General features: G+C 66.6%; 12 protein-coding genes and 1 tRNA gene. 10 read left to right on the plus strand and 3 right to left on the minus strand.

The genetic code is table 11. The features are described 5' to 3' along the window. The first annotated feature begins 30 nt into the window (after positions 1-30). The 3 genes from MUG94_RS15075 (at position 31) to MUG94_RS15085 (ending at position 1,371) form a co-directional block, all read left to right on the plus strand. Positions 31-107: transfer RNA gene (locus MUG94_RS15075), tRNA-Pro, on the plus strand. Positions 108-226: 119 nt separating this feature from the next. Further along, positions 227-640, plus strand: coding sequence for a PaaI family thioesterase (locus tag MUG94_RS15080; RefSeq protein ID WP_227907004.1), 414 nt, complete (start codon positions 227-229; stop codon positions 638-640). A gap of 92 nt (positions 641-732) precedes the next feature. After that, entirely contained in the window at positions 733-1,371 is a 639-nt protein-coding gene (locus tag MUG94_RS15085) for a dihydrofolate reductase family protein (protein WP_227907005.1), read from the plus strand. Between the two features lie 47 nt (positions 1,372-1,418). Here the strand turns inward: MUG94_RS15085 and MUG94_RS15090 are convergent, their stop codons facing one another. Together MUG94_RS15090 and purD are read right to left on the minus strand one after the other, a co-directional pair. Next, positions 1,419-2,312, minus strand: a complete 894-nt coding sequence (locus tag MUG94_RS15090; RefSeq protein ID WP_227907006.1) for a phosphoribosylaminoimidazolesuccinocarboxamide synthase — start codon at positions 2,310-2,312, stop codon at positions 1,419-1,421. Next, positions 2,309-3,628, minus strand: coding sequence for a phosphoribosylamine--glycine ligase (gene purD, locus MUG94_RS15095; RefSeq protein ID WP_227907008.1), 1,320 nt, complete (start codon positions 3,626-3,628; stop codon positions 2,309-2,311). Before purD ends, MUG94_RS15090 begins: the two co-directional genes overlap by 4 nt. A gap of 140 nt (positions 3,629-3,768) precedes the next feature. On the opposite strand from purD, the gene MUG94_RS15100 reads away from it, so the two are divergent. The 6 genes from MUG94_RS15100 (at position 3,769) to purM (ending at position 9,976) form a co-directional block, all read left to right on the plus strand. Then, positions 3,769-5,481 carry a molybdopterin-dependent oxidoreductase gene (locus MUG94_RS15100; RefSeq protein ID WP_227907010.1) on the plus strand — a complete coding sequence of 571 codons (1,713 nt, stop codon included), beginning with the start codon at positions 3,769-3,771 and terminating at the stop codon, positions 5,479-5,481. 4 nt (positions 5,482-5,485) lie between these two features. Further along, positions 5,486-6,508 carry an asparaginase gene (locus MUG94_RS15105; RefSeq protein WP_227890540.1) on the plus strand — a complete coding sequence of 341 codons (1,023 nt, stop codon included), beginning with the start codon at positions 5,486-5,488 and terminating at the stop codon, positions 6,506-6,508. A 20-nt stretch (positions 6,509-6,528) separates the two neighbouring features. Beyond that, positions 6,529-6,909 carry a sterol carrier family protein gene (locus MUG94_RS15110; protein WP_227890541.1) on the plus strand — a complete coding sequence of 127 codons (381 nt, stop codon included), beginning with the start codon at positions 6,529-6,531 and terminating at the stop codon, positions 6,907-6,909. 26 nt (positions 6,910-6,935) lie between these two features. Next, positions 6,936-7,223: a hypothetical protein gene (locus MUG94_RS15115; protein ID WP_227890542.1), complete on the plus strand. Its 288-nt coding sequence runs from the start codon at positions 6,936-6,938 to the stop codon at positions 7,221-7,223. Between the two features lie 72 nt (positions 7,224-7,295). Continuing rightward, positions 7,296-8,864, plus strand: a complete 1,569-nt coding sequence (purF, locus tag MUG94_RS15120) for an amidophosphoribosyltransferase (RefSeq protein ID WP_227890543.1) — start codon at positions 7,296-7,298, stop codon at positions 8,862-8,864. Further along, positions 8,861-9,976, plus strand: a complete 1,116-nt coding sequence (gene purM, locus MUG94_RS15125) for a phosphoribosylformylglycinamidine cyclo-ligase (protein ID WP_227907012.1) — start codon at positions 8,861-8,863, stop codon at positions 9,974-9,976. The genes purF and purM overlap by 4 nt, the downstream gene beginning before the upstream one ends. Before the next feature lie 181 nt (positions 9,977-10,157). Here purM and MUG94_RS15130 read toward each other — a convergent pair whose 3' ends face one another. Continuing rightward, entirely contained in the window at positions 10,158-10,394 is a 237-nt protein-coding gene (locus MUG94_RS15130; protein ID WP_104102792.1) for a DUF3073 domain-containing protein, read from the minus strand. Positions 10,395-10,671: 277 nt separating this feature from the next. Here MUG94_RS15130 and MUG94_RS15135 point away from each other — a divergent pair, with 277 nt between their 5' ends. Then, a complete protein-coding gene (locus MUG94_RS15135) occupies positions 10,672-11,811 on the plus strand; it encodes a septum formation family protein (RefSeq protein WP_227907013.1) in 1,140 nt (379 codons plus the stop codon). Positions 11,812-11,830 lie beyond the last annotated feature (19 nt).

The raw sequence follows: 11,830 nt of genomic DNA on the forward strand, positions 1-11,830 counted from the left end.
CGGGGAAACCCGGCGAAAAAGCAGTGGTTACGGGGTGTGGCGCAGCTTGGTAGCGCGCGTCGTTCGGGACGACGAGGTCGCAGGTTCAAATCCTGTCACCCCGACCAAACAAAAAGAGTCTGTCATTCGGCAGGCTCTTTTTTGTTGCCCTTCTCCTCCCGGCACCGAGTACGCTTCAATCCGGCCCCTTTCAGGCCGCACGCTGCTCACCACGGAGGAAACAACCATGGACATTACCCCTCAGATGATTCGACAGCTCGTTCCGTTTGCCGAATTCCTGGAGATCGATTTTCCCGAACTGTCGCCGCACCTCGTGGTGGCGCAGCTTGCCGACCGGCCGGAATACGGCACCATCGGAGGCGGAGTGCACGGCGGCGCGGTCATGGCCCTGGCGGACGTCGCCGCTGCAGTCATGGCGGTCATGGCCTCCGGTGACCCCGCAGCCGCGCCGGCAACAATGCAATCCTCCACAAACTTCCTGCGGCCGGCACGCGGTGTCCTTCGGGCCGAAGCCGAGGTAACGCGGACGGGCCGCACCACCGTCGTGGACGTCCGGGTTACGGACAGCTCCGGTGAGGCCTGTGCGGTGGTGCGCCAAATCGTGTCCGTCAAAGCCGCAGCCCAGCCTGCTTCCATCTGAGCAGGCAGACGGTGCGGCCCGTTCCCGCACCCTTGATCTGTGAATTCCCGGCGGTAAGCTCGAGGCGACAGCACACGCCACAGGAGCTCCCCATGGTTGTCCGCGTTGATTTGAATATCTCACTGGACGGGTTCGCCACCACTACGGATCAAACTCCCGAGGACCCGTTCGGTCAGGACTGGTCGCGGCTGGTGGGTCCGTACACCGCCACCCGGACGTTCCGGGAGCGTGTCCTGCATGAGTCCGGCGGAGGCACCACCGGCGTGGACGACAAATACGCTGCGGCGTACTTCGAGGGCATCGGCGCCGAAATCATGGGAGCGGGCATGTTCGGGCTGCACAACTTCCCCGACGACCCGGCATGGAAAGGCTGGTGGGGCGACGAAACTCCGTTCCGCTACCCGGTCTTCGTCCTCACCCACACCACCCGCGAACCCATCGATATGCCTGACGGGACACGCTTTGAGTTCCTCGCCGCGTCACCGGAAGAGGCGCTGGCACGGGCGGTCGATGCCGCCGGCGGCCAGGACGTGCGGATTGGCGGCGGTCCCACCGTGGTCAAGTCGTTCCTGGCAGCCGGGCTGGTGGACCGCATGCACGTGGGCATCACACCGATCCTGCTGGGCCGCGGCATCAGCCTCTGGGACGGCCTGCGCGGCATCGAGGACGGTTACGACGTCGGCGCAGAGACGGCGGAAAGCGGAGTCGTACACCTGACCTTCCAGCGCTGAGCGCTGACAAACCATAACGGCCCCGGGAAGCCCGGGAGCGCTCGGCGCTAGGCGAACGTCCGCCCCGTCAGCCGCTCATAGGCCTCCACATAGCGGGCACGGGTTCGCTCGACGACGTCGGCGGGCAGCGCCGGCGGCGGCGCGTCCGACGCCTTGTCCCAGCCGGACTCCGGCGAGGTCAGCCAATCCCGGACGTACTGCTTGTCGAAGGACGGCTGGGCCTGACCCGGCGAGTACAGCGCCGCGTCCCAGAACCGGGAGGAATCCGGGGTGAGCACCTCATCTCCCAGCGTGACCTCGCCGGTGGCCGGATCCAGCCCAAACTCCACCTTGGTGTCAGCCAGGATGATGCCGCGGTTCCGGGCGATCGCCTCGGCCGCCGTGTAGATGTCCAGCGTCAGCGAGCGCAGTGTCTCCGCTGTCCCCACCCCGACAAGCTTCACCACAGCCTCGTAATTGATGTTCTCGTCATGCTCGCCCACTTCGGCCTTGGCCGACGGCGTGAAAATGGCCGGCTCCAGCCGGGAACCGTCCACCAAACCGGCCGGCAGCGGCACGTCGCACACGGTCTGCGACTGCCGGTATTCCGCCAGCCCGGTGCCCGTGAGATAGCCGCGGGCGATGCACTCCACCGGATACATCTGAAGCTTTTTGCAGATCATGGCCCGGCCAGCCACCTCGGCCGGCACTCCCTCGTCCGCGGAAATCACGTGATGGGGAACCTTCAGCTGCTCGAACCACCATAGGCTCAGCTGTGTCAGGATCCTGCCCTTGTCCGGAATCTCGGAGCTCAGCACATGGTCAAAGGCGCTGATCCGGTCGCTGGCCACCACCAGGACCCGTTCACCCGCGCCCGGTGCCGACAGATCCGCCGGGACAAACAGGTCTCGGACCTTTCCTGAATAGACGTGGGTCCAACCGGCCAATTCGGGGGCGCTCATGCCAGGTCTCCATCTACGTCGCGGTCGGCCACGGGCTGGGAGCCTGCGGGAACGGCCACCTCACCGTGCAGCGCCTTCAGGGCAATGTCGGTGCGGTGCTGGGATCCATCCAGCGAGATCGTGTCCACGCCCGCGTAGGCCAAGTCGCGGGCGGCCTGCAGGTCAGCGCCCAGGCCGACGACGGCCAGCACCCGCCCACCGGCGGAGACCACCTTGCCGTCCTCGAGCCGGGTGCCGGCGTGCAGCACGTGCACGCCGTCAATCTTTTCGGCCTTCTTCAGCCCGCGGATCCGGTCGCCGGTGCGCGGTGCGTCCGGATAGTTGGCGGCAGCCACCACCACGGCAACTGCGGTCCGGGGATCCCACTTCAGCTGTTCCATGGCATCCAGTTCGCCCTTGGCTGCGGCCATCAGCAGTCCGCCCAGCGGAGTCTTGAGGCGGGCCAGCACGGCCTGGGTTTCCGGATCGCCGAAGCGTGCGTTGAACTCAATGACCCGCACTCCGCGTGAGGTCAGGGCCAGGCCGCAGTACAGGACGCCGACAAACGGCGTGCCGCGGGCTGCCATTTCGTCGACCGTAGGCTGTGCAACGCGCTGGACAACGTTGTCGACCAGGTCCGCCGGAACCCAGGTCAGCGGCGAATAGGCGCCCATGCCGCCGGTGTTGGGGCCTTCATCGCCGTCGTAAATGCGTTTGAAGTCCTGTGCCGGGGCCAACGGAACTACGTTCCGTCCGTCGGAGAGGACAAAGAGGGACACTTCGGGTCCGTCCAGGAATTCTTCAATCACCACCGAGCCGCCAACATCGAAGCAGGCCCGGGCGTGGGCCAAAGCTTCGTCGCGGTCGGAGGTGACCACCACGCCCTTGCCGGCGGCGAGCCCGTCATCCTTGACCACGTACGGGGCGCCGAAGGTGTCCAGGGCATCGGCAGCCTCCTCAGCGGTGGAGGCCACCCGTGCCATGGCGGTGGGCACACCGGCCGCCGCCATCACCTGTTTGGCGAACGCCTTGGATGCCTCCAGCTGTGCGGCCGCCTTCGACGGGCCAAACACGGGGATGCCGGCCTCCCGGAGGGCATCGGCAACACCTGCGGCCAGCGGGGCCTCCGGGCCGATCACCACCAGGTCGGACCCGAGGCTGCGGGCCAGAGCGGTCACCTCCGCGGGGTCACTGGCGTTGACCGCATGGACCGGGACCATCTGCGCCATGCCCGCATTGCCGGGGGCTGCGTGCACCTCGCGAACGTAGGGATCGGCCAGCAGGGATCGGACAAGGGCATGTTCGCGGCCACCGGGGCCTACAACGAGAACCTTCACAGTAGTTCAGCGTACTGGCTTGGCTCCGGCAGCAGAAAGAACCGCCGGCTTGTGACGAACCCGTGACGGCGCCGCCCGGACCTGCCCGGCCGGCAACCCATACAACCCATACGGACGTGCCCCGGCTGCGAATAAGTGCCATGACCGCTTCTCCGAAGTCCCACGCCCACCGCTTCCGGAACCTGCGCAGCACCTTGTACGCCGCACTGGCCGGAATTCTCGCCGCCGCCACAGTGCTGGCCGCCGCAGAGCTCGCCGGAGCCTTCTTCACAGCCCGGGCGCGGCCGCTGATTGCGCTGGGGTCCACTTTCATTGACTTCACTCCCCTGTGGCTGAAGAACTTCGCGGTGGAAACCTTCGGCACCAATGACAAGGCCGCGCTGTTTGCGGGCATGGCCCTGACTATTGCGGTGCTGGCAGCCTGTGCCGGGGTGCTGGCGCGCCGCCGCTGGGGGCTGGGCGTGGCCGCCGTCGTCGTCATGGGAGCGGTGATGGTGGCCTGCGTGCTGACCCGGGCCGGCGCCTCGCCGGTGGATGCCGGCCCCACCGTGCTGGGCACCGCCGTCGGGATCCTTGTCCTGCGCGGACTGATTCGCCGCATTCCCGCCACCGGAGCCATGCCAACCGTTGCGGTTGAAACTCCGCAGGAGAATAGTGGAAATCCGGCGGCGGGGTCCTCCGCGGCACCGCCCGCCGAGGTCTCGGCGGGGGACGGCAGGAACGACGGCGGTGCCGGGGCCGGCATCGGCAGTCCGTCCCCCGCACCCCGCAGAAGTCCCGCTCCCAGCCGCCGCGGTTTTTTCGCCGCCGCCGGGCTCACCGCCCTCGCTGCAACTGCCGCAGCGGCCGGCGGCCGGGCCATCGCCTCGGCCCGGAACACCACCGCGTCCTTCCGTGCCGCACTTATGCTGCCGACCGCCGCAACTCCGCCGCCTGCGCTGCCGTCCGGACTGCAGTCACCGGTGTCCGGAGTGACCCCGTGGCTGACGCCCAACGCGGATTTCTACCGGATCGACACCGCCCTGAGCGTGCCCGAAATTGATGCCGAAACCTGGGAACTGCGGATCCACGGCCTGGTGGAACAGGAGGTGCGGATCAACTTTGCCGAGTTGCTGGACTCCGACCTCGTGGAACGTCACCTCACCCTGACCTGCGTTTCCAATCCGTTGGGCGGAGACCTGGCCGGCACCGCCAAGTGGCTGGGCCTTCCGGTGCGCGAGCTGCTCGCCCGGGCACGCCCCACCGCGGACGCGGACATGGTGCTCTCCACCAGCATCGACGGATTCAGTGCCTCCACGCCGCTGGAAGTGCTGCAGGATGACCGTGATGCGCTGCTGGCGGTGGGCATGAACGGCGAACCGCTGCCCCCGGTGCACGGGTATCCGGTGCGGATGGTGGTGCCCGGACTGTACGGCTTCGTGTCCGCCACCAAGTGGATCATCGACATGGAAGTGACGCGTTTTGACGCACAGACCGCCTACTGGACGGACCGCGGATGGGCCGAGAAAGCGCCCGTGAAGACCATGGCGCGGGTGGAGGTTCCGGCGTCGTTCGCCCGGGTTCCGGCCGGTCCCGTGGACGTGGGCGGCACCGCATGGTCCCAGCAGCGCGGCATCACCGGGGTGGAGATCTCCATTGACGACGGCGACTGGCAGCCGGCGCTTCTCGCCGCCGAGGCGTCGGTGGACACCTGGCGCCAGTTTTCCTTCCGCACCGAAGCCCTTTCCAGCGGCAACCACACGGTCCGCGCCCGGGCCGCTGACCCGCAGGACGGCGTCCAGACGGACGCCCGGGCCGACACGGTTCCGGACGGAGCCTCCGGCTGGCAGTCAGTGCAGTTCATGGTGGAATAGAAGCATGCCTGCCACTTTTACTGCGTCCGATGCCGTTGAACTAGCCGTTGTGGAACGCAGCGGTTTCATCGAGTCCCGCCACATTGGGTCCGCCGTGGTCATGGCCGCTGACGGAACCGTTGTCACCGCCCTGGGCGACATCACAACGCCCATCTTTCCGCGCTCCACGCTGAAGCCCTTCCAGGCCGTGGCCGCCATGCAGTCCGGTGTTCCGCTGCGCGGGCCGCAGGTGGCGCTGGCCGCCGCCAGCCACACCGGGTCCAAGGAGCACACCGACGTGGTGTTGACCATGCTGGCAGCCGCCGGTGTCACCGAGGAGCATCTGCAGTGCCCCGAGGACTGGCCCCAGGACGAAGCAGCCCGCCACGAGCTGATCCGTGCCGGCAAGGGCAAGAACAAGCTGGCGTTCAACTGCTCGGGCAAGCACGCCGCTTTTCTCTGGGCCTGCACCGAAAACAACTGGGACCACGCCACGTACCTGGACCCTCAGCATCCGCTGCAGCAGCGCATCAAAGAGGTCATCGAGGAATTCACCGGCGAAAGCGTCAGCCACTGGGGCACTGACGGCTGCGGTGCACCGCTGGCCGCGGTTTCCCTCACCGGATTGGCCCGCGGCATCGGCCGCCTCGCAAAGGCTCCGGCCGGCAAGCACGGCAACGCCCGCGCCGCCACCGTGGCCACCGCCATGCTCGACTACCCCTGGGCCGTCCACGGCCACGGCCGCGAAAACACCGTGGTGATGGAGGACTTGGGCATTATCTGCAAGAACGGCGCCGAGGGGGTGCTGGTCCTGGGCACCGACACAGGCGTCTCGGTGGCCCTGAAAATGCTCGACGGCGACACCCGGGCCGCCTCCCTGGTGGGGCTGACCCTGCTCGCAGCCAGCGGTGCGGTGGATCCCGGCAAGATCAGCGCAGTGCTGGACAAGATTGTCCGCCCCATTCTGGGCGGCGGCGAGCCGGTGGGCAGCATCCGCCTGGGCGCACCGGTGACGGCGCTGCTGGATTCCGCACTGCTGGATTCCTGAGCGGACCGGCCGAACACCTCATGGCACGACGACGGGTCCCCGCCACCGACGGCGAAGCTGCGCTGCGCGCGGCCCTCGCGGCAGCAGCAGGCGGAACCAAACCCAACCGGAATACCCTGGCCACGGCCGTGCGCTATTCGCTGGAAGAGCTGGCGGAGCGGGCACCGGGCAACAGCGTGGAGGTTCGGGTTCCGCCGTTCGGCGTCACTCAGTGCGTGGCCGGACCCCGGCACACCCGCGGCACCCCGCCCAACGTGATTGAAACCGACGCCGCCACCTGGCTCGCCCTGGTCTCCGGGCAGCAGTCCTGGGAGGAATCCCTCCAGGCCGGAAAGGTGGCGGCCTCCGGGCTGAGGGCCAACCTTTCGGAATGGCTGCCGCTCTTCCGTGCAGGCCAATAACCTCTACTGCCGGTAGAATTTTTCGTATGGATTCCCAGCAGCACAACCCTGAACGCCGTGAGATAACCATCCGCCGCGCTCCCCGCTTCGTTCCCTTCCTCCTGCTTGGCGTGATCGCCGGCTTCATTGCCGCGCTGCTGGTCGCCTATGTCGGACCGGAAAACCCCACCTACACGCGCGAAGCAACCCTGGGCTTCTTCACCGTCATGTTTGCGATCCCGGGCGTGGCGCTCGGCGCTCTGGTTGCCCTGCTCCTGGACTGGATCAGCGTCCGCAAAACCCGCCGCGCCGTCGTCGAGCGCGACGAAGAGTAACTCCGCCTGCCCCGAGCCGTAATGGTTGCGCACGAAGGTCGGGGTTTCCCCATGGCGTGAGACACTAAACACATGGCACGCGGTGACGGAAAGCTTTCCCACGATCTCATGCCCGGCGAAAAAGGCCCGCAGGATGCCTGCGGAGTTTTCGGCGTCTGGGCCCCCGGCGAAGAGGTAGCAAAACTTACCTACTACGGGCTTTATGCACTGCAGCACCGCGGACAGGAGTCCGCAGGCATAGCCACCAGTGACGGCAACAGAATCAGTGTCTATAAGGACATGGGTTTGGTGTCCCAGGTCTTCGACGAGACGACGCTGAACACCCTGGGCGGACACATCGCGGTGGGGCACTGCCGCTATTCCACCACCGGAGCCTCCCACTGGGCCAACGCGCAGCCCACCCTTGGTGCAACCGCCAGCGGCACAGTGGCTCTGGCCCACAACGGCAACCTGACCAACTCCGCCGAACTCTACGACATGATCGTTGACCGCGAGGGACGCCCGCGCTCCGGTGAGATTGCCCAGGGCAACACCTCGGACACGGCGCTGGTCACCGCCCTGCTCAACGGCTCGGACGGCCGGTCCCTTGAAGAAACAGCACTGGAACTGCTGCCCAAGCTGCGCGGCGCCTTCTCCTTCGTCTTCATGGACGAAGGAACCCTGTATGCAGCGCGCGACACGTACGGAGTGCGGCCGCTGGTCCTGGGCCGGCTGGACCGCGGCTGGGTGGTGGCCTCGGAAGGTTCCGCACTGGCCACCGTGGGCGCCAGCTTCATCCGGGAAATCAAGCCCGGTGAGTTCATCGCGATCGATGAAAACGGAGTCCGGAGCACCATGTTCGGCGAACCCACTCCGGCCGGCTGTGTCTTCGAGTACGTCTACCTGGCCAGGCCCGACGCCGTCATCAACGGACGTTCGGTGTATGAAAGCCGGGTGGAAATGGGCCGCCAGCTTGCCCGCGAGCATCCGGTCGAGGCGGACATCGTCATCCCCGTGCCGGAGTCCGGAACCCCCGCCGCCGTCGGCTATGCCGAAGAGTCCGGAATTCCCTTCGCCCACGGATTCGTCAAAAACTCCTATGTGGGGCGCACCTTCATCCAGCCCAGCCAGACACTGCGGCAACTGGGCATCAAACTCAAGCTCAACGCGCTGGAATCGGTCATCCGGGGCAAGCGTGTGGTGGTGGTCGATGACAGCATTGTCCGCGGCAACACCCAGCGGGCCATTGTGCGGATGCTGCGCGAAGTCGGCGCTCGGGAAGTGCATGTCAAGATTTCCTCGCCGCCCGTCCAGTGGCCCTGTTTCTACGGGATCGACTTCGCCTCCCGTGCGGAACTGATCGCCAACGGTGCCGCCGTGGAGGAGATCTGTGCTTCCATCGGGGCTGACAGCCTGGCATACATCTCCGAAGACGGCATGATCGGCGCCACCCAGCAGCCCCGACAGCGCCTGTGCACCGCCTGCTTCACCGGCGTGTATCCGATTGAGCTGCCGGCAGCGGACAAACTGGGCAAGTCCCTGTTGGAGTCCGCAGCACCGGCCAACCCTGCGGACGCGGACGGCTCCAACGGCTGCGATCCCGGACCCGATTCCGAGTTTGAGAACCTCCTCACCGAACCCGATAAGAAGGAAGCCGTATGAGCTCGTCCGACACCGCCATCACCTATGCCTCAGCGGGCGTGGACGTTGAAGCCGGAGACAAAGCCGTTGAATTGATGAAGGCAGCTGTGAAGGCCACCCACAATTCCTCCGTCCTGGGCGGAGTAGGCGGTTTCGCCGGGCTCTATGACGTGTCCCGGCTCCTGACCTACAAGAAGCCACTGCTGGCAACGTCCACCGACGGCGTGGGCACCAAGGTTGCCATTGCCCAGGCCATGGATATCCACGACACCATCGGTTTTGACCTGGTGGGCATGGTGGTGGATGACATCGTGGTGGTGGGTGCCGAACCGCTGTTCATGACCGATTACATTGCGTGCGGCAAGGTGGTCCCGGAGCGCATCGCTGATATTGTCCGCGGCATCGCTGCGGCCTGCGAGGTGGCCGGCACCGCACTGGTGGGCGGTGAAACAGCCGAGCACCCCGGCCTGCTGGGCGAACACGAGTACGACGTTGCCGGTGCCGCCACCGGAGTGGTGGAGGCCCACAACCTGTTGGGCCCCGAGCGTGTCCGCAGCGGCGACGTGGTGATCGGCATGGCCTCCTCGGGCCTGCATTCCAACGGTTACTCGCTGGTCCGCAGCGTCATCAACCGCGCCGGCTGGCAGCTGGAGCGCCAGGTCAGCGAGTTCGGCCGGACACTGGGCGAAGAGCTGCTGGAACCCACCCGTGTGTATGCCGCTGACTGCCTGGACCTGGCCCGGCTGGAAGCACCAGGCGTTCACGGATTCAGCCACGTTACCGGCGGCGGCCTCGCCGCCAACCTGGCACGTGTGCTGCCCAAGGGCCTCGAGGCGACGGTGGACCGCTCCACGTGGGAGCTGCCGCCCATCTTCAAGCTGGTGGGTGAACTGGGCAACGTCCCGCAGCCCGATCTGGAACGCACCCTGAACCTCGGCGTGGGAATGGTGGCCATTGTGGACGCCGCCGGCGCAGATGCAGCGGTTGCCCGGCTTGCCGAACGCGGCGTCCCGGCCTGGGTCATGGGCACGGTTGGTGCTGCAGGTCCGGCACAGGCAGGCCCGGACTACGTCCAGGGAGCCAAGGGCGTCGACGGCGGCGCCGTCCGCCTGGTGGGAAACTACGCGTCCTAGTACCGCCTGCCGCACAACAACGGGTGCCCATCTGCTGTGATGGGCACCCGTTGCTGCACCATCCGCGGTCAGCGCGGGGCTGCCACTGCGGCGGAAATTTGGGTGTTAACGGCCTTCAGCGGATCCACCCGAGGGGTGATCCGCTGAAGGATAGCAATTGGCCGACGCTTTGAAGTGCCGCTTAACCGGTGCGGCGGGAAGTACCTTCATCGTCGTCATCGTCGCCAAATTGATCCGCGTACTTGTCTTCGTACGCCGAGTAGTCCGGCTCGGCCGGCTCCTCGGGATATCGACTCGATGGACGGCTCGTTGGTCCCGCAAGCTCACGCTGCAGTGCCGAGTAGTCCGTGGCCGGGGTGAAGTACTTCATTTCCCGGGCCTGCTTGGTTGCTTTTGCCTTTTGACGGCCGCGCCCCATGGCGTGACCCCCTTTTTGCGTCGATCCGGAGGTGGTCGCTCTGAGCAAGATGAGCGAGGCCCCGGAATATTTGGTCAATTTGTCGTAAGTACAGGTTACATGTTTTCGGGCCGCCTTGTGCCCCGCCTCGCCCTTTGTGGCGCTCCAAGGCACGGGATTGTCCGCACCACCTGCAACCCCCCATCCTGCGCTACCGCGCCGACACTGGGTAAAGTCAGGGGTGGAGACAGATTTGGGGCCCCTTACGGGCCACCTACAGGGAGGACTGACGTTCACCATGAGCGATAAAGACAGCACACCGGGGACAGATTCCCCTCCCGCGTCGGGAGCTTCCCCGGTGAAGCCACCGGCGGAGGACCCCGCTGCGGTTACTCCTGCGGCGTCCGGGCTGCCGGACCTGGAAGCCCACGCGGAGGCGCCGCAGTGGCTGTCAGGGGATGACGGTCACGACACCCAGGTCTGGACTGCCGCGTTCGAGGGTGCTGCCGACGTCGACGGCGCAGCAGACAGCCGGAACGACGGCAGCGCTGCAGACAGTGCCGCCGCGGCCGAAGAACCGGCGCTGACCAATCCGGATGATGTCACCTTGGAAGAACCGTCGCTGGAAAGCCCCGACATCAGCTCCGAGGCGGCCGAGGCAGCCTCGCTCAATGATGCGGCAGCAGAGGTCAAGGAAGTGGAGGCCGAAGCAGCGGACGCCGCGGTCCTCACCGACCCGGCAGCCAATCACCCTGCCGCGGTCAGCCGCACCGAGGGAATCGCTGCGGCGGCCCCCATGACCGGCAACGGGACTGCGAATGACGAGGAGGCTCCGGAGGACAGCTCCACCCCGGTGGGGCCGGAACCGGCTGAGCCGGAGGAGACCGCTGCCCCGGCAGTGCCTGCCGACTCCCGCCGGTCCCGCCGCGATGCCGAATCCCCTGCCGCAGCGCCAACGTCCGGCAACGGGGGAAGCAAACGCACCCTGCTCATCATTGGAGTGCTGGGGGTGCTCGCTGTCCTGGTGGTGCTGTTCTTTACCGTGGTGCTGGGTTCCGAAAAGGAACCCGGGGTGCTGGAAGAGAACGTGGCACCCATCGAGCTGGACGCCGGAGCCTGCCTGGCCGGCTTCACCGGAGTCAACGAACCCGCAACGGTGGTCACCTGCGAAACCCCCCACAACGCCCAGCTGGTCGCCTCGGCCACCTACCCGGACAGCGACGAGTTCCCCGGCACCGATGCGCTCTCGGAACGTGCCACGGAGGTGTGCTCCGAGGTCCGCTACTCCGATGTGTTGACCGATTCCCCTGATTTGGACCTTCAGGAGAACAAAGTCATTCCCACCCGCGAGTCATGGGATGACGGGGACCGCCGGATCGACTGCTTTGTGGTCTCCAACGGAGAAGCGGACCTGACGGCGTCGCTGCTGGCCGACTAGCCCGAGGGCGGCCGGGTGC

Origin of the sequence: Arthrobacter gengyunqii, assembly GCF_023022985.1 — a bacterium.
Classification (GTDB): Bacteria; Actinomycetota; Actinomycetes; order Actinomycetales; family Micrococcaceae; genus Arthrobacter_B; species Arthrobacter_B gengyunqii.